This window comes from [Mycobacterium] stephanolepidis, from assembly GCF_002356335.1.
GTDB lineage: Bacteria > Actinomycetota > Actinomycetes > Mycobacteriales > Mycobacteriaceae > Mycobacterium > Mycobacterium stephanolepidis.
In genome coordinates this window covers 4,281,269-4,303,259 of record NZ_AP018165.1, presented here as the reverse complement: position 1 = coordinate 4,303,259, position 21,991 = coordinate 4,281,269, and the positions used below count along the sequence as shown (strand labels likewise).

The 21,991-nt window shown below is 64.3% G+C and carries 23 protein-coding genes; 10 read left to right on the top strand and 13 right to left on the bottom strand.

The genetic code is table 11. The features are described from left to right. Position 1 precedes the first annotated feature (1 nt). A complete protein-coding gene (gene dtd / locus MSTE_RS21450; RefSeq protein WP_096504238.1) occupies positions 2-433 on the top strand; it encodes a D-aminoacyl-tRNA deacylase in 432 nt (143 codons plus the stop codon). Between the two features lies 1 nt (position 434). Here the strand turns inward: dtd and MSTE_RS21445 are convergent, their stop codons facing one another. Together MSTE_RS21445 and MSTE_RS21440 are read right to left on the bottom strand one after the other, a co-directional pair. Further along, a complete protein-coding gene (locus MSTE_RS21445) occupies positions 435-875 on the bottom strand; it encodes a hypothetical protein (protein WP_064410448.1) in 441 nt (146 codons plus the stop codon). Positions 876-936: 61 nt separating this feature from the next. Then, positions 937-2,136: a Rieske 2Fe-2S domain-containing protein gene (locus MSTE_RS21440; protein WP_096504234.1), complete on the bottom strand. Its 1,200-nt coding sequence runs from the start codon at positions 2,134-2,136 to the stop codon at positions 937-939. A gap of 140 nt (positions 2,137-2,276) precedes the next feature. Between MSTE_RS21440 and MSTE_RS21435 the strand changes: the two genes are divergently transcribed. Next, positions 2,277-2,798 carry a gamma carbonic anhydrase family protein gene (locus MSTE_RS21435; protein ID WP_064409687.1) on the top strand — a complete coding sequence of 174 codons (522 nt, stop codon included), beginning with the start codon at positions 2,277-2,279 and terminating at the stop codon, positions 2,796-2,798. 3 nt (positions 2,799-2,801) lie between these two features. On the opposite strand, the gene MSTE_RS21430 is transcribed toward MSTE_RS21435, so the two are convergent. Further along, positions 2,802-3,278: a nitroreductase family deazaflavin-dependent oxidoreductase gene (locus MSTE_RS21430; RefSeq protein ID WP_096504232.1), complete on the bottom strand. Its 477-nt coding sequence runs from the start codon at positions 3,276-3,278 to the stop codon at positions 2,802-2,804. A 123-nt stretch (positions 3,279-3,401) separates the two neighbouring features. On the opposite strand from MSTE_RS21430, the gene MSTE_RS21425 reads away from it, so the two are divergent. Continuing rightward, positions 3,402-4,748, top strand: coding sequence for an FAD-dependent oxidoreductase (locus MSTE_RS21425; RefSeq protein ID WP_096504230.1), 1,347 nt, complete (start codon positions 3,402-3,404; stop codon positions 4,746-4,748). A gap of 61 nt (positions 4,749-4,809) precedes the next feature. On the opposite strand, the gene MSTE_RS21420 is transcribed toward MSTE_RS21425, so the two are convergent. The 4 genes from MSTE_RS21420 to MSTE_RS21405 are packed head-to-tail and all read right to left on the bottom strand — an operon-like array spanning position 4,810 to position 8,463. Next, entirely contained in the window at positions 4,810-5,211 is a 402-nt protein-coding gene (locus MSTE_RS21420) for a nuclear transport factor 2 family protein (protein WP_096504228.1), read from the bottom strand. Continuing rightward, entirely contained in the window at positions 5,208-6,404 is a 1,197-nt protein-coding gene (locus MSTE_RS21415) for a thiolase domain-containing protein (protein ID WP_096504226.1), read from the bottom strand. The genes MSTE_RS21420 and MSTE_RS21415 overlap by 4 nt, the downstream gene beginning before the upstream one ends. Positions 6,405-6,406: 2 nt before the next feature. Beyond that, the gene (locus MSTE_RS21410) at positions 6,407-7,474 is read right to left on the bottom strand and encodes a thiolase domain-containing protein (protein ID WP_096504224.1); all 1,068 of its coding nucleotides are present in this window, start codon (positions 7,472-7,474) and stop codon (positions 6,407-6,409) included. Beyond that, positions 7,474-8,463: a Zn-ribbon domain-containing OB-fold protein gene (locus tag MSTE_RS21405; protein WP_096504222.1), complete on the bottom strand. Its 990-nt coding sequence runs from the start codon at positions 8,461-8,463 to the stop codon at positions 7,474-7,476. The genes MSTE_RS21410 and MSTE_RS21405 overlap by 1 nt, the downstream gene beginning before the upstream one ends. Positions 8,464-8,540: 77 nt before the next feature. Here MSTE_RS21405 and MSTE_RS21400 point away from each other — a divergent pair, with 77 nt between their 5' ends. Then, complete coding sequence (locus MSTE_RS21400; RefSeq protein ID WP_096506217.1) at positions 8,541-9,572, top strand: LLM class F420-dependent oxidoreductase; 1,032 nt, start codon at positions 8,541-8,543, stop codon at positions 9,570-9,572. Here MSTE_RS21400 and MSTE_RS21395 read toward each other — a convergent pair. After that, positions 9,569-10,198 carry an LON peptidase substrate-binding domain-containing protein gene (locus tag MSTE_RS21395; protein ID WP_193442042.1) on the bottom strand — a complete coding sequence of 210 codons (630 nt, stop codon included), beginning with the start codon at positions 10,196-10,198 and terminating at the stop codon, positions 9,569-9,571. The genes MSTE_RS21400 and MSTE_RS21395 overlap by 4 nt on opposite strands. Before the next feature lie 15 nt (positions 10,199-10,213). After that, positions 10,214-11,023, bottom strand: coding sequence for a crotonase/enoyl-CoA hydratase family protein (locus tag MSTE_RS21390; RefSeq protein WP_096504220.1), 810 nt, complete (start codon positions 11,021-11,023; stop codon positions 10,214-10,216). Positions 11,024-11,076: 53 nt separating this feature from the next. Here MSTE_RS21390 and MSTE_RS21385 point away from each other — a divergent pair, with 53 nt between their 5' ends. Continuing rightward, positions 11,077-12,729 carry an acyl-CoA synthetase gene (locus MSTE_RS21385; RefSeq protein WP_162291490.1) on the top strand — a complete coding sequence of 551 codons (1,653 nt, stop codon included), beginning with the start codon at positions 11,077-11,079 and terminating at the stop codon, positions 12,727-12,729. A 35-nt stretch (positions 12,730-12,764) separates the two neighbouring features. Then, the gene (locus MSTE_RS21380) at positions 12,765-13,880 is read left to right on the top strand and encodes an NAD(P)H-dependent flavin oxidoreductase (RefSeq protein WP_096504218.1); all 1,116 of its coding nucleotides are present in this window, start codon (positions 12,765-12,767) and stop codon (positions 13,878-13,880) included. An 83-nt stretch (positions 13,881-13,963) separates the two neighbouring features. On the opposite strand, the gene MSTE_RS21375 is transcribed toward MSTE_RS21380, so the two are convergent. From MSTE_RS21375 to MSTE_RS21360, 4 genes are all read right to left on the bottom strand, one after another. Further along, entirely contained in the window at positions 13,964-14,821 is an 858-nt protein-coding gene (locus MSTE_RS21375) for a DUF559 domain-containing protein (protein WP_096504216.1), read from the bottom strand. A 93-nt stretch (positions 14,822-14,914) separates the two neighbouring features. Next, the gene (locus MSTE_RS21370) at positions 14,915-16,420 is read right to left on the bottom strand and encodes a long-chain-fatty-acid--CoA ligase (protein ID WP_096504214.1); all 1,506 of its coding nucleotides are present in this window, start codon (positions 16,418-16,420) and stop codon (positions 14,915-14,917) included. A gap of 9 nt (positions 16,421-16,429) precedes the next feature. Beyond that, positions 16,430-17,527 (bottom strand): acyl-CoA dehydrogenase family protein, encoded by a 1,098-nt coding sequence (locus MSTE_RS21365; RefSeq protein WP_096504212.1) that lies wholly within the window; start codon positions 17,525-17,527, stop codon positions 16,430-16,432. 16 nt (positions 17,528-17,543) lie between these two features. Next, positions 17,544-18,722, bottom strand: coding sequence for an acyl-CoA dehydrogenase family protein (locus MSTE_RS21360; protein WP_096504210.1), 1,179 nt, complete (start codon positions 18,720-18,722; stop codon positions 17,544-17,546). Positions 18,723-18,940: 218 nt separating this feature from the next. On the opposite strand from MSTE_RS21360, the gene MSTE_RS21355 reads away from it, so the two are divergent. The 4 genes from MSTE_RS21355 (at position 18,941) to MSTE_RS21340 (ending at position 21,986) form a co-directional block, all read left to right on the top strand. Beyond that, on the top strand, positions 18,941-19,132 hold the full coding sequence (locus tag MSTE_RS21355) for a ferredoxin (protein ID WP_030096329.1): 192 nt from the start codon (positions 18,941-18,943) through the stop codon (positions 19,130-19,132). Between the two features lie 95 nt (positions 19,133-19,227). Beyond that, positions 19,228-20,133 (top strand): 3-oxoacyl-ACP reductase, encoded by a 906-nt coding sequence (locus MSTE_RS21350; RefSeq protein ID WP_096504208.1) that lies wholly within the window; start codon positions 19,228-19,230, stop codon positions 20,131-20,133. A 225-nt stretch (positions 20,134-20,358) separates the two neighbouring features. Next, positions 20,359-21,126, top strand: a complete 768-nt coding sequence (locus MSTE_RS21345; protein WP_070938250.1) for an MlaE family ABC transporter permease — start codon at positions 20,359-20,361, stop codon at positions 21,124-21,126. 53 nt (positions 21,127-21,179) lie between these two features. Then, entirely contained in the window at positions 21,180-21,986 is an 807-nt protein-coding gene (locus MSTE_RS21340) for an MlaE family ABC transporter permease (RefSeq protein ID WP_162291489.1), read from the top strand. The last annotated feature ends 5 nt before the right edge of the window (positions 21,987-21,991 follow it).

The window sequence follows — 21,991 nt, the reverse complement described above, 5'->3', positions numbered from 1 at the left end:
CGTGCGAGTTCTGGTGCAGCGAGTCGCTTCGGCAGCCGTGTCCGTCGACGGGCAGGTGGTCGGTGCGATCCGCCCCGAAGGCCAGGGACTGTTGGCTTTGGTGGGTGTCACCCACGACGACGATGCCGACAAGGCCGCACAACTCGCAGAAAAACTGTGGCAGCTGCGCATTCTCGATGATGAGAAGTCTGCTGCCGACCTAGGTGCCCCGGTACTGGTAGTCAGTCAATTCACGCTGTATGCCAACACGAAGAAGGGGCGCCGTCCGGCGTGGAACGCGGCGGCGCCCGGAAATGTCGCCGAACCCATCGTCGCGGCATTCGCGGATGCCCTGCGCAACCTCGGCGCACACGTGGAGGCGGGGGTGTTTGGGGCGCACATGCAGGTCGAATTGATCAATGACGGCCCGGTGACCGTCCTGCTGGAGCTCTAGCTCAGCCGTCTCCGGGTGGGGGTGCCGTGCAGATCGGGTCGAGACACCCCTCGGCGACGGCATGCGCGATGCTGTCGGACAGCCGCGGGCACCCGCGCACCCGCGCAGTGTTCGTGCCTTCCTCGCGCATCTGTGCGAAGTAGGCGCATCGCCCGGCTGCTTCGGTATTCCACTGCACGGCAGTGTGGTTGATACCCAGCTTCTTGACCATCACCGAGCCGTGGCAGAACCGGCAATCGACCTCCTGCAGGCCGGAGGTCAGATACCGCTGCTTGTCACTCTCGGTCGCCTCGTGCAGAAGTGCGGCCTGCTCCGGATTGTGTTCGAACGCGGGAGCCTTCGACCACTGGCCGTTTGGCCTGCCCGATCCAGCGGATTCGTGAGCCTCGTCTTCGCCGTGGGCACCATGCAGTGCCAGCATCGACTGAGCCAGCTCCTCCACGCTGGGAGGGCTGGTATTTTTCTCAGTCAAGGAAGACCCCGCTGAAACTTCAGTCATCGCACTAGCTTTGAGTCGCCTCGGCGGGAGCTTCGGCCTCGGCTTGAGCTTCTGCGGAAGCCTTTTCGTCCGCTTGCCGCTTCAGGTTCTCGTCGACCTCACCATGCCAGAACTCGTTGGCCTTGCTGGTATCGATCTCGAGCTCGAAGCGGTCCGTCATCTCCGCCGTGACGTCGGACTTGTTGACGTAGAACTGCGAGTACCACCGGCGCATCTGGTAGACGGCGCCGTCCTCCTCGACCAGCAGCGGGTTGTCGATACGGGTCTTGTTCTTCCAGATCTCGACGTCCTGCAGAAAGCCTTGTCCCACACCCTTGGTCATGGCGCGCGAGAGCTTGCCGGTCATCTTCTCGTCCATGCCCTCGGGCTTCTGCACGATGACGCCGTACTGCAGCACGAAGGAATTCTGGTCGATCGGGTAGTGGCAGTTGATCAGAATCGACTCGGCCTTGTAGCCGCCATAGTTGTTGTGCAGCCAGTTGATCATGAAGGAAGGCCCGAAGTACGAGGCTTCCGAATCGAGGATCTGCTCGCCGGTGTACTGCGAGGAACCACCGAGCTGCACATCGGGACGGCCGACGGTACGCAGGTACTGCGAAGCGATATGTCCTTCGAAGACATTCTTGAAGAACGTCGGGAATCCGAAGTGGATGTAGTAGAAGTGCGCCATATCGGTGACGTTGTCCACGATTTCGCGGCAGTTGGAACCCTCGATGACGATGGTGTTCCAGTCCCAGGTGGTCCAGCCGTCGTCGGCGAATTCCGGAACTTCCGGAATCTCCACATCATCCGTCGGGCCGTTGCCCTCGGCGTCATGCCAGACGAAGAGGAGGCCGCTCTTGACGTCGGTAGTCCAGCTGCGGGTGCGGGCCAGCTTCGGGGTGCGCTTGGCATAGGGCACCAGCTTGCACTTGCCGTCGCCACCCCAGCGCCAATCGTGGAACGGGCAGGCGACGTTGTCGCCCTTGATGCTGCCCTGGGAGAGGTCGCCGCCCATGTGGCGGCAGTATCCGTCGAGGACCTTGATATCGCCCTGGGTGTCGGCGAACACGACCAGCTTGGTGCCGAACGCGTCGATAGCGTGCGGCTCTCCGTCCCTGAACGATTCTGCGACGCCCAGGCAGTGCCATCCACGGGCATAGCGCGTGGGAAGCTCGCCGACGTCGATCTCGCGAACGCCGATTCCTGCGGTATCTGTGCTCATGGCGGGGCTGCCTCCAGTGTTTCGATGCTGGTCGCTGTGGCGACCATCTTCAACTAGAACATGTTACAGTTTTGGCCCCCCGGGGCGCAAGAAATGTGCCTGCCACAAGCGGAAATAAGGCCCTTGGTTAGGGTCTGCGCATGCCTTTGTACTCACTCGACGGAAAAAGCCCGAGCGTCCACCCGGAGGCGTTCGTCGCGCCGACCGCCTGTCTCATCGGAGATGTCACGGTGGAAGCCGGCGCTTCGATCTGGTTCAACACGGTCATCCGCGCCGATTACGCGCCGATTGTGATCCGGGCGGGCGCCAACATCCAGGATGGGTCGGTGCTGCACAGCGACCCGGGGATGCCGGTCGATATCGGTGAGGGAGCCACGGTGGCGCACATGTGCCTGGTGCACAGCTGCACCGTGGGTGACGGCGCCCTTATCGGAAATCACGCGACGGTGCTCGACGGCGCTTCCATCGGCTCGCGCAGCATGGTGGCCGCGGGTTCGTTGGTACTCGGTGGCAGCCAAATCCCCGAGGACGTGCTGGTGATGGGCTCTCCCGCCAAGGTCAAGGGACCCGTCGCGGGCACTCCTGCGGAATTTCTCACCAAGGGTGTACCCGCTGCGTACCAGGCACTGGGGAAGCGCTACCTGGAAGGTTTGGACACGTAACCGCTACGGCCTGCTCAGCTGCAGGCAGTCGGGCACGTTGAACACCCGCTGCATCCGCAATTCCTTGGCGGGCAGCTGGGCACGCACCTCGTCGGTGTGGACCACGCGTGGGTCGGTAAGGCGCAGAGTTTCCCCGGCCCGGACCAATTCGGCGCCGCCCTGTGCGATGACATTGCGAACCCAGTCGGCGTTCGCGCCGTACGGCAAGAGGATGAGCACGGTGTTCTCGTGTGTGTCGAAGGCCTCGACCGGAGTCTCGTAGGCACGTCGGCTGTTCCTGCCGGTGTGGTGGATGACCGCTGTTGATGTGGATGCGGTACCGGCGGTTGCCATCACTCTCGGGTTGGTCACGGCGCGATTGAACCGGCGGATCGCGTTGAGTATCGCGGGGATCTGCATCCGGATACCGGCCACGAGCAGTGTGAATAGGACGAGCGGAACCGCGACGAGTACGCCGATGAGGATGAGCGCGATGAGCACGCGTTCAGGCTACTGAGATGCGATCGGGAGTGTGACCAGGATCTCTGGACGTGCGCCCCACTTTCTTCGGAATTCTTTTTAGGCTTGCCTTACCTAATCAATGTCCGAATCAAAGGGGATGGCATGAGGAAGATTCGAGTCGCGGTTATCGGCGCAGGTCCGGCCGGTATCTACGCCGCCGACATCCTCACCAAGGAGTACGAGCAGGCGCAGGTCGATGTGTTCGATCGGCTGCCCGCGCCCTATGGGTTGGTGCGTTACGGCGTGGCCCCCGATCATCCCCGCATCAAGGAGATCATCAAGGCGCTGCGCCGGGTGCTCTCGCGTGACGAGATTCGGTTCTTCGGCAATGTCCACTACGGCACCGACATCAAGCTCTCGGATCTACGGCGCTTCTACGACGCGGTGATCTTCTCGACCGGCGCGCGCGCCGACCGTGACCTCGACATCCCCGGTATCGACCTTCCGGAAAGCTATGGCGCCGCCGACTTCGTCTCCTGGTACGACGGTCATCCCGATGTCCCACGGGACTGGCCGCTGACAGCCAAGAGCGTCGCGGTGCTGGGTGCCGGGAACGTGGCCCTGGATATCGCGCGCATGCTGGCCAAACCCGCCGACGAACAGCTAAGCACCGAGATCCCCGCCAACGTCTATCAGGGCCTGGCGCTGAACCAGGCCACCGACGTGCATGTCTTCGCGCGGCGCGGTCCGGCGCAGATCAAGTTCAGCCCCATGGAGTTTCGCGAGCTGTCCCACTCGCCGAGTGTGGATGTCGTCGTGCACCCGGAGGGGTTTGAGATCGACGAGGGCAGCCAGCAGGCCATCAATTCCAGTAAGGCCACCAAGCTCGTCGTCGACACCATGATGAAGTACCTGGACACCGAGCCCACCGGCGCCCCGCATCGCATCCACATCCACCTGTGCCAGTCGCCCGCGGCCGTGCTGGGAATCGACCGGGTGGAAGCCCTGCGCACCGAGCGCACCGAGCTGATAGGCGACGGAAATGTAAGGGGCACAGGCAAATACACCGACTGGCCGGTGCAGGCGGTCTACCGCGCGGTCGGCTACATCTCCTCGCACCTGGCGGATCTGCCGTTCGACCACCACGCCGGGGTTGTCCCGCACGACGCCGGGCGGGTGCTCGATATCGACGGAATCCCGGTCGAATCGACCTACGTCACGGGCTGGGTCAAGCGCGGGCCTGTGGGCTTGATCGGACACACCAAATCCGATGCCGCCGAGACGATTTCCGGCCTGCTGTCAGACCTCCCGGGTATTCAACCCGCCGAAATCTCCGACCCCGATGCGATTTTCGCGCATCTACGGGGAAGCGGGATTGACTACACCACGTGGGAGGAGTGGGAACGGCTCGATGCTCACGAGGTAGCCCTCGGCGAGGAACAGGGCCGCGAACGCATCAAAGTGGTACCGCGCGAGGAGATGATCAGCGCCGGTCGCCAGGCCTCTTAGCGCGAAGACATAAAGGCCCCCGTCGCTGCGAGCGCGGGGGTCTTTATGTGGTTCTGCGGAGTCAGACCTTCTTCGCGGTCCCGGCGACCTTGTCGAACTCCCAGTATGCGCGAAGTACGACGAGCTTGCCCTCGTCATCGGCTTCGTAGGTGAACACACCCTCGGCCGTCATCTGGTAGCCGTTCATCGTGGTGACGATCCGGCCCACGTTGGCCTGATGTGTGCCGCAGTCGTAGGTGGCGTCGAAGATGAAATCCAGATTCTCGGTGGGGGCAATGATGTTGTCCCAGAAAGCCGCGATGGCCTCTTTGCCGCGATGCCCCTTGCCCTCGGGATCGAACGGCGACGGACCCACCGGATCCTGCACCACGCCGTCTTCGGCGAAGTTGTCGACCCAGGCCTGCTTGTCGCGGGCTTCGACGGCTGCACGGGAACGCTTGCCCGCTTCATCGGCGAGGCTCATGCCTTACTCCCATTCCCTGCGGGCTTTTCGCTTCCCACGACCCACATCGAGTAGTACTGCGAACCGCCGCCGTAGGCGTGGCCCAATGCCTTCTTGGCGCCCGGCACCTGATGGTCACCGGCCTTGCCCATCACCTGGATCGCGGCCTCCGCGAACCGGATGAGGCCCGAGGCGCCAATCGGATTCGAGGACAGCACGCCGCCGGAGGCGTTGACGGGAATCCGGCCACCGATGGCTGTCTCGCCGGCCTGGGTCAGCTTCCAGCCCTCACCCTCGGCTGCGAATCCCAAGTTCTCCAGCCACATCGGCTCGAACCACGAGAACGGGACGTAGATCTCGGCGGCGTCGATCTCGTCGATCGGGCTGGTGATTCCCGCGTCACGCCACAACGCCGCCGCGGCGTCGCGTCCCGCCTGCGGGTTCACCCGGTCGCGGCCGGTGTAGTCGAGCGGCTCGGTGCGTAACGCGGTGGCATGCACCCACGCGACCGTATGACCGTCGGCGATACGGCGATCGGCGGTTTCTTCGTCTCCCACCACGATCGCGCATGCGCCGTCCGACGACGGGCAGGTCTCGTCGAAGCGGATCGGGTCCCACAACATCGGAGACGCCATCACCTTCTCGACGGTGATATCGGGCTGGTGAAGGTGCGCCAGCGGATTCTTCGCCGCGTTGAGCCGGTCCTTGACCGCGACGATTGCTCCGGTGTCCAGCGGGGCCTTGGAACGTTCGATGTATGCGCGCACATGTGGGGCGAAGTAGCCGCCCGCACCTGCGCCCACGGGAACCGAGAAGGGCACCGGAATCGACAACGCCCACATGGCATTCGATTCGGACTGCTTCTCCCAGGCCAGCGCCAGCACGCGACGGTACTTGCCCGACTGCACCAGGCTGGCAGCGACCACGCCGGTGGAGCCGCCGACCGAACCGGCTGTGTGTACCCGGATCATGGGCTTTCCGGTTGCGCCGATCGCGTCCGCCATGAAGAGCTCGGGCATCATGACGCCCTCGAAGAAGTCGGGCGCCTTACCCACGACGACGGCGTCGATATCGTCCCAGCCGACACCGGCGTCGGTCATTGCCCGGTCAATCGCCTCGCGGACAAGGCCATTCATGGAGACGTCATGGCGCTTGGCTACGTACTTGGTCTGCCCGGTGCCGATCACGGCAGCGAGGTTTATTGATGCACCCACGATTACTTACCCTCCAGCACCGCGACGAGGTTCTGCTGAAGTACGGGCCCGCTGGTCGCGTGGGCCAACACCCTTCCTGCCGAACCGTTCCAGATATGTTGTGCGGCAAAGCCGATCCGCTCCAGACCGGCCGAGAACATCGGGTTGGCCACCAGGGTGCCACCCGAGGGGTTGACGGTCGTGGAGTCCTTGAGGCCAATGGCCTCGGCGAGGATCAGCTGCTGATGGCTGAACGGTGCATACAACTCGGCCACCTCGATGGAACCGGTGTCGCCGCCTGTCGCTGCGGCCGCGGAGGCGGCTGTGGACGGCGAGGTGGTCAGATCTCGGGCACCGAGTATCGGTGTCTCGATCCGATGTTCGAATCCGGTAATCCACGCCGGGTTTTCGCGCAGTTCGCGGGCGCGGTCACCGGAGGCCAGCACCATGATCGAGGCGCCATCGGATATCGGTGCGATGTCGTGCTTGTGCAGTGGGTCGGCGAAGTATTCGCGCGCCAGCAGCTCGTCGACGCTCGAGGCCGGGGCCTCGGAATCCACGCGCTGGGCGCGGCCGAGGGCGTCGAGGGCAACCTGCGCCATCTGCTCCTTGGTCCACTTTCCCGAATCCAGGCCGACCCGCGCCTGCAGTGCCGCCAAGGACACCGAATCGGGCCATAGCGGGGCAACCGTGTACGGATCGGTCTGCAGGGCAAGGGCTCTGCGCAGGGTGCCGGCAGAGGACTTCCCGAATCCGTAGACGAGGGCGGTCTCCACCTGTCCGGTGAGGATCTTGATGTAGGCCTCGTACAGCGCCCACGCCGCGTCCATCTCCACATGAGACTCGTTGATCGGCGGCACGGCACCGATCGAGTCGATCGCCGAGATGAACGAGAAGGCACGCCCGGCCAGGTAATCGGATGATCCCGAGCACCAGAAGCCGATATCGGACTTGGTGATTCCGAGGTCGGCGTAGATTTCCCGGAAACAGGGCACCAGCATCTCGACACCGTTGGTGGTGCCCTCGGTGCTGCGAACGTGAGGGGAGTGGGCGAAGCCCACAACTGCTACTGCGGGGGCAGCGGAGCTCATCAGATCCGGTCCTTGTAGGTCTCGTAGTCGGCGTCGGGTTCACCGGTGGGGCGGAAGTACTGGATGTTGTCGATCCCGTATCCCCACTCCTCCTTGGGCTTCCACACGGCCTCGACCCGCATGCCCATGCGGACGTCCGCCGGATCGATGTCGTAGACGAGGTGCAGGAACGGGATATCGGCACCGTCGAGCAACACATAGGCGGCCACATATGGCGGCTTGATGCGCTGCCCGGGGAACGGGATGTTGATGATCGCGAAGGTGGTGACGACGCCCTTGTCGGCCACTTCCACCAGGTCTGAGGTGGGTTCACCGGTCAGGGGATCGGCCCCACGCGCCGGGAAGTACACGCGCCCACCCGCGCCGGTGCGACCGCCGAGCAGCGTGCCCTCGGCCAGCGCGCGCAGATAGGCGCTCTCCTCCGGTGAGGTGATGTGCTGAACTTCCAGCCGGATGGGGGTGACCTGCATGGTCACCGGCTCCTGATCCGGTGTGGGAGTGGGAACGTCGACCGGACGGTCTCCGAGCGCGAAGTAGGCGATGTCGGTGATCGCGCCGACGGTTTCATCGGCCCATACCGCGTGCACGCGGGCACCGGTCTCGATACCGGCGGAGCCCGCGGCGCCCACGTCGACGGCGTGCAGCAGCGCGGTGTCGGCACCGTCGAGTTTGATGAGTGCCCAGGCGAACGGTGTGGCCAGCGGCTGGCCCTCGAGCGGCTCGGGCTGCCAGGACCACGACTGGACCGTGCCCACGCTCGACACCGGCACCACCTCGGTCAGGGGTGCGTAGGTGACCGGGTCGTACTCGGCCGCCGGTACGTGAACTCGGCCGTCGCTGCCGCGGGTGCCGACAATCTGCCGATCGCGCAGGGCGGTGAAGAACTTGGAGAGGGTCGGTCCCACCGAACGGGTGTAATCAAAAGACAGTTCGAGGGGTGCCGTCAGGAGGGGCAATTGCCCGGTTGTGCTGCTTTGGCTGACTGTCACACCTCCGAGTAGAACAAGTTCTAGTTTTTTTCGCAAGGGTGGTGGCCGCGGCATATCCCGCCGGTTACAGTCGGGCCATGAAATTCGGATTGCAGCTGGGGTACTGGTCGGCCTCCCCGCCGGAGAACGCGCCCGAACTGGTGGCCGCCGCCGAAGAAGGTGGATTCGACGCCGTCTTCACGGCCGAGGCCTGGGGTTCCGACGCGTACACCCCGTTGGCCTGGTGGGGATCGGACACCAGTCGAATCAGGTTGGGCACCTCGGTGATTCAGCTCTCGGCGCGAACGCCTACGGCCTGTGCCATGGCGGCCCTGACGCTGGATCACCTCTCCGGCGGCCGCCACATCTTGGGACTGGGCGTATCTGGGCCCCAGGTAGTGGAAGGCTGGTACGGGCAACCGTTCCCCAAGCCTCTGGCCCGTACCCGTGAATACATCAACATCATCAGGCAGGTACTGGCTCGCGAGGCGCCCGTTCGCAGCGACGGTCCGCACTACCCGCTGCCGCTGACCGGGGACAATGCCACCGGGCTGGGCAAGCCTCTCAAGCCGATCGTGCACCCGCTGCGCGCCGATATCCCCATCTTTCTCGGGGCGGAGGGCCCGAAGAATGTGGCGTTGACCGCTGAGATCGCGGACGGCTGGTTGCCCATGTTCTACGCGCCGCGGCTGGCAGACATGTACAACGAATGGCTCGACGAGGGTTTCTCCCGGCCCGGCGCCCGGCGCAGCCGCAAGGACTTCGAGATCGCGGCCACCGCACAGGTCATCGTCACCGACGACCGCCGCTCGGTGCTCGATCAGCTGAAGCCGTTCTCCGCCTTGTATATCGGTGGCATGGGCGCGGTCGAACTCAACTTCCATGCCGAGGTGTATCGGCGCATGGGCTACGGCGAGGTGGTTGACGAGGTCACCGAGCTGTTCCGCACCAACCGCAAGGACAAGGCGGCCGAAGTGATTCCGGACGAGTTGGTGCTCGACACCACCATCGTCGGAACCGAGGCCGAGGTACGTGAGCAGATCAAGACCTGGGAGGCCGCGGGGGTCACCATGCTGGTGGTCGGTTGCCGCAGTGTCGCGCACGTCAAACAGCTGGCGGCGCTGACCTAAACCTCGCGGAAGTCGAGCATCGCGGTGACGGTGTCGACAGCCTCATTCAATGCGTGAACCCGCGTCTCCAACGTCGGCGCTGCCAGCACGGCGTGCCGATCGGCTTGACCCATCGGCACTCGAGATGCCAACGCGTACAGCCGCTTTTCGGCGCCGCTGGGCAGCCCGGTGGCGATGGACCACCGGCGGGGGAGGCGAACCTGCTGCGCGGTCGCGACCCGGCGCAGCAGGTTCTCGATACGTGCCTGCACCTCGTTGAGGGCACTCAACGGCAGCACCCGCTCGTCGAGTTCGTCGGGCCACGGTTCTGTCTCGGCGCGCGGATACGGATCATCGTCGAGCCACTGGGTGATGCGGATTCGATGCGCGCCCTCGCAACGCAACGCGAAGCGCTCCGCGCCGAGGGACTCGCAGTCCAGGACGCGGACCGCGGTGCCGACGTCGTGCCGGATATCTCCGCCGCCCACCTCTCGGCCGCGAGCGATCAGAACGGTGCCGAAGGTGCGTTCGGCGGCCATCACATCGCGGACCAGGGCGACGTAGCGCGGCTCGAAGATGCGCAGCGGTAGGGGCTCGCCCGGCAGTAACACCGACTGCAGCGGGAACATGGGCGTCACGCCGCCCACACTATGCGTGCTGACTCAGGTGCCGGTGAAGTTGGGGGCGCGCTTCTCGGCGAAGGCGCGGGGGCCTTCCTTGGCGTCGTTACTGGTGAAGACGCCGATGCCGACCTTGGTGTCGGCCTTGAAGGCCTCGTTCTCGTGCAGGCCTTCCGAATCGCGGATGGTCTTGAGGACCGCCTGCACCGCCAGGGGTCCGTTCGCGGCGATCATGTTCGCGAGCTCCAGGGCCTTGTCCAGTGCCTGGCCGTCGGGGACGACGTGGCCGATGAGCCCGATGTCCTTGGCCTCCGGGGCCTTGATGTGTCGACCGGTGAGCAGGATGTCGCAGGCGACCGTGTACGGGATCTGACGAGGGAGACGCACGGCCGACCCGCCCATCGGGTACAGGCTCCACTTCACCTCGGAGACACCGAATTTGGCGCTCTCACCCGCGATGCGGATATCGGTAGCCTGCAGGATTTCGGTGCCGCCGGCGATCGCGGGACCCTCGACGGCTGCGATCAGAGGCTTGGTCAGACGCCGGCCCTTGAGCAGGCCGGGGATGACGGACGGGTCGTAGCTGCCGTCGGAGAACTGGTCGCCCGGGGCACGCTTGTTCATGGCCTTGAGATCGGCGCCGGCGCAGAAGTACCCGCCCGCGCCGGTCAGGATGCAGACGCGAACCTCGGAATCGTTGTCGACGCGGTCCCAGGCCTGCGTCATGATCTCCAGCATTTCCCCGGACAGGGCGTTGCGTGCGTGTGGACGATTCATCGTCACGACGAGGACGTGATCGCGGAGTTCCACCAGGGCGTGCGGGGCGTCCTGTTCGGTCACTGTGTCCGTCATGAGGCTCCTTCATTGGGCCGGGGCTTGTCTAAAAATGTAACACGTTCTAATTTATGGACATGGCCCTTAACATTGCCGACCTCATTGAGCATTCGATCGACACTATGCCCGATCGTGTTGCCATCATTTCCGGTGACCGAAAGCTGACATATGCCGAGCTTGAGGAGCAGTCCAACCGGCTAGGGCACTATCTGCAGAGCCGGGGCGTGGGCCCGGGCGACAAGGTGGGTTTGTACTGCCGGAACGGTATCGAGATCGTCGTCGCGCTCACGGCCATCGTCAAGATCCGTGCGATCTCGGTCAACGTGAACTACCGGTACGTCGAGGCCGAGCTGCACTACCTGTTCGAGAACTCCGACATGGCCGCTCTGGTGCACGAGCGTCGGTACAGCGACAAGGTCGCGAATGTTCTGCCGAGCACCCCGAACGTCAAGACCGCGATCGTCGTCGAGGACGGAACAGACCTCGACTACTCGTCGTACGACGGCGTCGCGTTCGCAGATGCGCTGGCGCAGGGATCTCCGGAACGTGACTTCGCGGAGCGCAGCCCCGACGACATCTTCCTGATCTACACCGGCGGCACCACCGGCTTCCCCAAGGGGGTGATGTGGCGGCACGAGGACATCTATCGCTCGCTGTTCGGTGGCATCAACTACGTCACCGGCGAGTACATCGAGGGTGAGTGGGATCTGGCCAAGCAGGGAGCCGAGGCCGCACCCTTCATCGGTTTCCCGATCCCGCCGATGATCCACGGCGCCACCCAGGCGGCCACCTTCATGGCCCTGTTCCAGGGGCGCACCACGGTGCTCGCGCCCGAGTTCAACCCCGAAGAGGTGTGGGAACTCATCGAGAAGCACAAGATCAACATGCTGTTCTTCGCCGGAGACGCCATCGGCCGACCGCTCATCGACGCGCTGGATACCGAGGTGGGCCGCGCGCGTGACCTGTCCTCGCTGTGGGTGTTGGCCAGCAGTGCCGCGCTGTTCTCGCAGACGGTCAAGGAGCGGTACTTGGAGCTGCTGCCCAACCGAGTGATCACCGATGCGATCGGCGCCTCCGAGACCGGTACCGGCGGGTTGTCCACCGTTACCAAGGGGCAGATGCATCCGGGTGGCCCGACCGTGAAGATCAGTTCCACCACAACGGTTCTCGATGAGGAAGGCAATGCGATCCAACCCGGTTCCGGGGTGCGGGGTCTCATCGCCAAGAGCGGCCACATTCCGGTCGGATACTTCAAGGACGAGAAGAAGACCGCCGAGACGTTCAAGACGTTCAACGGTGTGCGGTACGCGATCCCCGGTGACTGGGCGACCGTCGAAGCGGACGGCACTGTCACCATGCTGGGGCGCGGATCGGTGTCGATCAACACCGGTGGCGAGAAGGTGTTCCCCGAGGAAGTCGAGAGCGTCCTGAAGGGCCACCCCGCCGTGTTCGACGCGGTTGTCGTCGGTGTGCCCGACGAGAAGTGGGGCCAGCATGTGGGTGCTGTCGTCGCGGTGCGTCCCGGCGTGGAGCTCACCTTCGAAGACCTGGACACCCATGCGCGCAAGGAGATCGCCGGATACAAGGTGCCGCGCAGCGTCTGGATCGTGGACACTGTCAAGCGCAATCCTGCGGGCAAGGCCGACTACCGCTGGGCCAAGGAGGTCTCGGAAACCGAGAAGGTGGACCTCGTGAACACCAAGCACGTCAACACGGGAGCCTGAGCATGTCTGACGGTCTTCGCGCAAGCGGCTCATCCATGCACACCGACCTGTGTGAGCGGTTCGGAATCCGCTACCCGATATTCGGTTTCACGCCATCGGAAAAGGTCGCCGCAGCTATCACCCGCGCGGGCGGTATGGGTGTGCTGGGATGTGTCCGCTTCAACGATCCCGACGAGTTGGACGCCGTTCTGAACTGGATGGACGAGAACACCGACGGCAAGCCTTACGGTGTCGACATCGTGATGCCGGCCAAGGTGCCCACGGAGGGCACCGCGGTGGACATCGACAAGCTGATTCCGCAGGGGCACAAGGACTTTGTCGAGAAGACTCTTGCCGACCTGGGCGTGCCCCCACTGCCGGGTGAACGTGAGTCGGCGGGGGTGCTGGGCTGGCTGCATTCGGTGGCCCGCTCGCACGTGGAGGTCGCGCTCAAGCATCCGATCAAGCTGATCGCCAATGCGCTCGGCTCCCCGCCCAAGGACGTGATCGACCAGGCGCACGAGCATGGCGTGCCGGTCGCCGCGCTCGCGGGTAAGGCCGAGCACGCCAAGCGGCATGTCGAGAACGGTGTCGATATCGTTGTGGCTCAGGGCTATGAGGCCGGTGGGCATACCGGCGATGTGGCATCCATGGTGCTGTGGCCCGAGATCGTGGACGCCCTCGACGGCAGCGCCCCGGTGCTGGCGGCCGGCGGTATCGGTAGCGGTAGGCAGGCAGCGGCGGCCCTGGCGCTCGGTGCCTCGGGTGTGTGGACCGGCTCGATCTGGCTGACCGCCGCCGAGTATGACCTTGGAACCGTCACCGCCGGTGGCGATTCCGTGGTGCAGCAGGCGCTGCTGAAGGCGACCTCGAGTGACACGGTGCGCACCCGCATCTACACCGGAAAGCCCGCGCGACTGCTGAAGACCAAGTGGACTCAGGCTTGGGACGCCGAGGACGCGCCGACACCGCTGCCGATGCCGCTACAGAACATTCTGGTGAGCGGGGCACACGAGCGGATGAATCGTGCGCATGACCCCGAGACTGTCTGCTTCCCCGCGGGGCAGATCGTCGGGCGGATGAACGAGATTCGGCCTACCGCCGAGATCGTGGCCGACTTGGTGGCAGGTTTCGAGAGCACTGTCGACAGGCTGAACCAGATCCGCGGCTAGCTCCTACTGCCGCCTTCTTAGCCGCCGAGTGTGCGGATAGTGTCGAATATTGGCGAGATTTCGACCGGATCGGCACACTCGACTTACGCGGCCAGCGCAGTGAATGCTTCCGCGACCCTGGAGACGATCGTTCCCGCACGATGGCGCACCATGTCGGAGCTCACGCGAACGATGCGCCACCCTTCGTCTGCCAGTTTCTTGGCGCGATCAATATCGCGGGAGCGTTGGCCCGCGTCCGTCCAATGCTGGGCGCCATCGAACTCGATACCCACTTTGTGGTCCTTCCACCCCATATCGAGGCGTGCGACGAAATCGCCGAAGCGGTTACGTACGACGAGTTGAGTCTGTGGAGCTGCGAAACCTGCGCGCACCACGATGAGTCTGGTGCGTGTCTCCCAGGGTGACTCGGCGCCGCCGTCGACCAGATCGAGGACATGAGCGAGCCTTGTCAGACCTCTGGCACCTGGGTGGCGTGCCACCACGGCATTGATGTCAGTGACGGACGTGCCTGTGGTGTTCATCAAGGCGTCGAGACGTTCCACTGCCAGGTCAATCGTGTTGCGTCGTCCGATGTCGAACGCGGTGCGTGCGGGTGTGGTTACGGGTAGTCCATCGATGACCGTCCGCTCGTCGCGGAGCAGACGGTCGCTCCATACCGAGATCCCGCGCGGAGCACGACGATTGGTGTGGATGAGTTCGACCGAACCGTTCTGTGGCAGCCACTTTGTGCCATGGACGGCCGCCGCTGATGTGCCGGCGAGCACGCCATGGCGCCTCGACCATAGCCATGCCGCTTCGGCTCGCTTGAGCTGTGTGACGTCGGCACCCACCGGCACATATATGGCGGGGTACAGCGCGGTGAATCCGCGCAGGGCGTACCCAGTGACCAGATGATTCGCGAGCGCCTCATCCCTGATGAACGGCCACGGTACGTCCCCCATGATGGCAGCCTTGCACCGACCACTGACAGTTTCTCGAGTGTGCCGATAGTGTCGAATATCGGCGAGATTTCGACTGGATCCGCACACTGGGCGTCAGGGGTGAACGTAGGTGCTCCCGGTGAGCTGCCACAGCGGGTCGCTGGTTTCCAACGCCTCGGCCGACAGCTGCCGCTTGATCACCTTGAACGTCGCGGTACGAGGGAGGTCGGCGCTGACTCGGAGGAATGACGGCCACTGTTTGGGCCCCAGATCCTCTTGCGCGGAGAGGAACTCGCCCAGCTTCGATGCCTCGAATCCGTTGTGTACCACCAGGGCCGCCATGACACGATCTCCGACGGTGGGATCGGGAATGCCATAGACGGCAGCCTCGGTGATATCCGGATGGCGCAGTAGCACGCGCTCGATGGGGGCGGTGCCCAGGTTCTCGCCGTCGACCCGCAGCCAATCGCCGAGGCGTCCGGCGAAGTACACGAACCCGTTTTCGTCGGCATAGGCGAGGTCGCCACTGCGGTACTTGCCCTCGACCATGCGCTCGGCATCGGCCAGGGCGTTCTTGTAATAGCCGGTGAATCGTCCGGGACCGGTCACATTCACCAGCTCGCCGGTGGCCTCCTCGGCGTTGACCACCCTGCCGCTCTGATCGAAAATCGCAGGGGGGCAGGGATGCCCGGTCTGGACATCCAGAATCCGAACGTCGGGAGTCAGCGGGCCTATCGCACCTGGCGGCGTCCCCGGCGCCCAGCCCAGCGCCACCCCGCCCTCGGTGGACCCGAATCCGTCCACCACAAAGGCGCCGAATCGCTTCGCGAATCGGTCGGTATCGCCGGCTGCCGCCTCGTTGCCGTACATGAACTTCAACGGATTGTCGGCGTCATCGGGCTGTTCCGGTGTCGCCAGCACATACGACATCGGCTTGCCGACGTAGTTGGCATACGTCGCCCCGTACGTGCGGACGTCGTCGAGGAAGCCCGAGGCGGAGAACCTGCGGCGCAACGCAATCGACGCACCGGCGGCGACGGCCACCGACCAGCCCGCGAGCACCGCATTGGAATGGAACATCGGCATCGAGAGATAACAGACATCTGCGGGACCGAGGCCAAAACGTGAGGACAGCATGATTCCCGCGGAGGCCACCTTGGCATGGGTGATCTGGACGGCCTTGGGGTCGCCGCTGGTGCCGGAGGTGAAGATGAGCATGAACAGTTCATCCGGTCGCACATCGGCGATCTCGATCAGCGGATGTTGTGAGTCGACAACGGTTTCGGACTCGTCTGTGATGATGAACTGGCAGTCGGCGAGCTCGACATCACGCTGCAATGCCGATCCGCGCCGGGTTGAATTCAAGCCCACCAGCACCAGGCCACCTAATGCGGCCGCGGAAAGAAGGCGCGCGAACCCAGGGGTGTTTTCCAGGATCACACCGACATGCGGCGGCTTTGACGGGTCCAAGCGTGCGCGCAATACCGATGCCAGGCGACGGCTTTCGGCCACATGTTCACGCCATGGCGTGAACGAACCCTCGAAGTGCAGCCCCCGGTCCTCAACATCGGCCAGGTTGGCCAGCAGCTGCGTGACCGTTGCGTTCTCCGGCGTGCTCACAACCAGATACTAGGCAGGTGTGTCGGCGAGTTCGCGGCCGATGCGGCGCAGCTGCTCCGTCGCGCTGCCCGAGGCGAACTCGCCGTGCTTTGCGGCCAGGAAGTAACGGTGCACCGGATGATCCTCGTCGATACCCACGCCGCCGTGCACGTGGACCGCGGTGTGTGCGACTCGGTGGCCGGCATCGGAGGCCCAGAACTTGGCCGTGGCGACGTCGACATCGGCGGGGAGGTCCTCCGAGACTCGCCATGCCGCCTGCCACAGGGTGAGGCGCAGACCCTTGACGTCGATGTAGCCGTCGGCCAGCCGCTGAGCCACCGCCTGGAAGCCGCCGATCGGCTTGCCGAATTGCTCGCGGGTGCGTGCGTAGTCGGCGGTCAGTTCCAGTGCCCGCTCCAGGACGCCGAGTTGATAGGCGCTGTGCCCCAGAGATTCCCGCAGCCGCAGCCACTCCACAACCTCCACGCCACCGACCTTGCGGTCGGCCGGAACGGGAACCTCGGAGAGGATCAGCTCCGCGGAGCTGTCTTTGCCGGTGGTGTGCAAGGTCTCTTGGGTGACACCGGCATCGTCGGCAGCCACGAGAAAGACCGCGACACCGTTTTCGGTTTCGGCGGGTACCAGGTACGCATCGGCCTCGACGCCGAACGGCACCAGGACGCGATTGCCGGTCAGCACATAGCCGGCGCCCTCGGTCCGGGCGGCGACGGGACCCTCGCCCGGTTCGCCGTCGAGCGCGATGGTGAGTACTTTCTTACCGGCGATAGCCGGTGCGGCCCAATCATTCTGCAGTGCTTCGGAACCGAATGAGGCGAGCGCTCCGGCCGCCAGCACCACAGACTCCAGGTACGGAACCGCGGCGAGTTCGCGGCCCAGTTCGACGAGAATCGACGACTGCTCCAGCACACCGAATCCGCCGCCGCCCAACGATTCGGGGGCCGCGGTCGAGAGGATGTCGGCCTCGACGAGCTTGGTCCACAGCTGCCAGTCGAATCGGCTGTCCTGCTTGTCGAGTTCCTTCTGGCGCTCCGGCGTGCTGATCGCCGACGCGATGGTGCGGGTCAGGCCGGCAAGGTCGGTCTGTGCCTCGGTCAGGGAGAAATCCATTGCAGTGCAGTCCCTTCTAGCGTGTTGCCGCAGGCTGGCCGAGTGCGGTCATCGCGATGATGTCGCGTTGAACCTCGTTGGTGCCGCCGCCGAATGTGAGGATCAAGCAGGCCCGGTGCATCCGCTCGACGCGTCCGCGCAGCTGCGCACCGGGGGAGTCCTGACGCAGTGTTGCCGCCGTCCCGAGCACCTCCATGAGAAGGCGGTAGGCCTCGGTGGCCAACTCGGTGCCGAAGACCTTCGTGGCGGAGGCATCGGCGGGGGAGGGAGCGGCATCGGTGTTGGAGGCCAGCTCCCAGTTGATCAGCTTGAGGTATTCGACCTTGGCATGCACGCGCGCCAGGTTCAGCTGAACCCATTCGGAGTCGATGATTCGGCCGCCTGGGCCCTTGGTCTTCTGTGCCCACTCGCGTACCTCGCGCAGTGCGGTGATGATCGGCGCCGAGGAAACCAGGGCCACCCGTTCGTGATTGAGCTGGTTGGTCACCAGCTTCCAGCCCGCGTTCTCCTCACCGACGCGGCTCGTCACCGGTACGCGCACGTCCTGGTAGTAGGTGGCGCTGGTGCCGGGCCCCGCCATCGTGCGGACCTTGGTGTACGAGAAGCCCTCCGCCGTGGTGGGCACGATGAGCATGGAGATACCGCGATGCTTCTTTACTTCCGTGTTGGTGCGCACCGCCAGCCAGATGTAGTCGGCGTACTCGATGAGGCTGGTCCACATCTTCTGGCCGTTGATGATGTAGTCATCGCCGTCGCGAACAGCCGAGGTGCGCAGTGAGGCGAGGTCGGTACCGGCGCCCGGCTCGGAGTATCCGATGGAGAAGTGCAGCTTGCCCGCCGCGATCTTCGGCAGGAAGAACTTCTTCTGCTCATCGGTGCCGAAGTGCATGATCGTCGGCGCGACGCTGTTGATGGTCAGGAACGGCACCGGGGCGCCGGCGATTGCGGCCTCGTCGGTGAAGATCAGCTGATCCATCACCGAACGGTCCTGGCCGCCGAATTCCTTGGGCCAGCCCAGTGCGAGCCAGCCGTCGGCACCCATCTGTTCCACGGTCTCGCGGTAGACGTTGCCGCTGCCGTACTCACCCTGATTCGACGCCAAGGCCTCGCGCCGCTCCGGGGTCAGCAGTTTGTCGAAGTACGCGCGTAGCTCGCGGCGCAGCTCTTCCTGCTCGGGCGTGTAGGCGATATGCATATGTGACCTCCGCTGCCGTGGCCCTCAGGTGTGACCCACGTTGACACAAGAGTTGTAACACGTTCTAGTCTAGGGAGTCCAGACGCGGCGCCATGGCACAAACTCAGCCCAGAGATCCTGGAGTCATCCGGGTTGTGTCGTGGGTCACGTGTCGTAGTCTGGCGATACAGCCCAGCTAGACGATGGAGTCGGCTCATGGAGCCGGAAAGAGGTTTCCAATGCGTGTCGGTGTAATTCCTGACCGTTGTGAAGGCAACTTGGTATGTCTCGGGATCGCTCCAGAGGTGTTCGACGTCGATGACGACGACTATGTCGTCATCCTGCAGGAGGAAGTACCGGCCGATCAGGAAGATCTGGTCGAACAGGCGATCGCGGAGTGCCCGCGCGCTGCTTTGATTCGCAAAGACTAGAGGCATTCGTAAATCACCGGCCTGCTTCGCGTTCGGCGGAGCGGTGCCGGCGTGATTGGGGTGCGTCGATTGCATGGGACTGAAGGGAAATCACTATGAGCGCGATTGCTGATGCCGACCTGAGTGGCCGTGTCGCCATTGTCACCGGAGCCGCGGCGGGACTCGGCCGTGCCGAGGCCATCGGTCTGGCCCGGTCCGGAGCGACCGTCATCGTCAACGACATCGCGCCCGCCCTGGAGGGCAGCGATGTGCTCGACGAGATTGCCGCGGTGGGCTCCAAGGGTGTGACCGTCGCCGGTGACATCGGTGAGCGCTCCACCGCCGACGAGCTGATCTCCACCGCCGAATCGCTCGGCGGGCTGCACGTCGTGGTCAACAATGCCGGCATCACCCGGGACCGGATGCTCTTCAACATGTCGGACGAGGAGTTCGACGCCGTCATCCACGTGCATCTGCGCGGCCACTTCCTGCTGACCCGTAACGCCGCCACCTACTGGCGCGGTGCGTCGAAGGCGGCCGGTACCCCCATCTACGGCCGCCTCATCAATACGTCGTCTGAGGCAGGCATCCTCGGGCCGGAGGGGCAGGCCAACTACGGCGCTGCCAAGGCGGGCATCACGGCGCTGACGTTGTCGGCCGCGCGCGCCCTCGGTCGCTACGGAGTGCGGGCCAACGCCATCGCCCCCCGGGCCCGTACCGCGATGACTGCCGATGTCTTCGGTGACGCGCCCGAGGACTCGGTCGATCCGCTCTCTCCCGAGCATGTCGTGACATTGGTGCGGTACCTGGCCTCGCCCGCCGCCGAGCAGGTGAACGGTCAGCTCTTCATCGTGTACGGACCCACCGTGACGTTGTTGGCAGCGCCTACAGTGGAGGCGAAGTTCACTGCGGAGTCGGATGCGTGGGATCCGTCGGCACTGAATTCGGCGCTGGCCGATTTCTTTGCTGGCCACGACCCTAAGCGAACGTTCTCGGCGACCGCGCTGATGTCAGAAGGTTAACGAGCGTTACGGTACGGGGCACGGCCAAGATTAGAACCGGTTCTAAATATCGCATCAAAATCCCAGCGCAAAGTGGACGCCGCGTGCGATTTGCCTGTCCGATGATGAATTGACACTAACAATTTTTTCTCGTTAATATGATGCGCCTCACAGCGTGGTAGGTACACGTCGATCGTTAACCGGGTGGTCGGGCGGAGGCAACGATGTGTGAGACAGGAGCGAAGGTTGAAGCAGCAGCTCGCGGCGCCCGCGCGCGCCGTCGGCGGCTTCGTCTCCATGTCGCTGGCCACTTTCCGCAATATCTTCCGCCGCCCCTTTCAGGGCCAGGAATTCCTGGATCAAACCTGGTTCATCGCGCGGGTCTCGTTGCTACCGACGCTGCTGGTCGCGATCCCGTTCACAGTGCTGGTGGCTTTTACGCTCAACATCTTGCTGCGTGAGATCGGCGCGGCCGATCTGTCCGGAGCGGCGACGGCATTTGGCACCGTGACGCAGCTGGGCCCTGTGGTTACCGTGTTGGTGGTCGCGGGCGCGGGCGCCACGGCGATCTGCGCCGACTTGGGTGCCCGCACCATTCGCGAGGAAATCGACGCGATGCAGGTGCTGGGCATCGACCCGATCCAGCGACTGGTGGTGCCACGGGTGCTCGCCTCGACCTTCGTCGCGCTGCTGCTGAACGGCCTGGTGTGCGCCATCGGCATGGTCGGCGGGTATGTGTTCTCGGTGTTCCTGCAGGGCGTCAATCCCGGCGCCTTCATCAACGGCCTCACGGTGCTCACCGGTCTGGGCGAGTTGATGATCTCCGAGGTCAAGGCCTTCCTGTTCGGCATCTTCGCGGGCCTTGTCGGCTGTTATCGCGGACTCACCGTCAAAGGTGGACCCAAGGGTGTCGGCGATGCGGTCAATGAGACCGTCGTCTACTCCTTCATTTGTCTGTTCGTCATCAACGTGGTCATGACGGCAATCGGCGTGCGGGTCCTGGTGAAGCACTAGTGACCGGACCGTATCTTTCGACGCACACCGTGACCTCCTATACCGTTCGGTATATGCGTGGTCTGGGACGCTCGTTCGACAAATTCGGTGAGCAGGCACTCTTCTACGCGCAGTCGCTGAGTTACATCCCCACGGCATTGACGAAGTACCGGAAGGAAACCATCCGGGTACTCGCCGAGATCACCATGGGCACCGGGGCCCTGGTGATGATCGGCGGAACCGTGGGCGTCGCGGTATTTCTGACCCTGGCCTCCGGCGGGGTCATCGCGGTGCAGGGCTATTCCTCGCTGGGCAACATCGGCATCGAAGCACTCACAGGCTTCCTGTCCGCCTTCCTCAATGTGCGCATCGTCGCTCCGGTGGTGGCGGGTATCGCGATGGCGGCCACCATCGGCGCCGGAACAACCGCCCAGCTCGGCGCGATGCGTGTGGCGGAGGAGATCGACGCGCTGGAAACCATGGCGGTCCATGCGGTTTCGTATCTGGTGTCCACCCGCTTGGTGGCCGGGCTCATTGCCATCATCCCGCTGTATTCGTTGTCGGTGCTGGCGGCGTTCTTCGCGTCCCGCGCGACCACGGTCATGATCAACGGGCAGTCCCCAGGCGTGTACGACCACTACTTCAATACCTTCTTGGTGCCCACCGATCTGCTCTGGTCATTCCTGCAGGCGATCGTCATGTCAATCGTGGTGATGCTCGTGCACACCAGCTATGGATTCAATGCCTCCGGTGGACCAGTGGGCGTGGGCGTCGCAGTCGGCCAGGCGGTACGCACGTCCCTCATCGTGGTTGTGCTTGTCACCCTGTTCATCTCACTCGCCGTCTACGGCGGGTCCGGCAACTTCAACCTCTCGGGCTAGGGCCA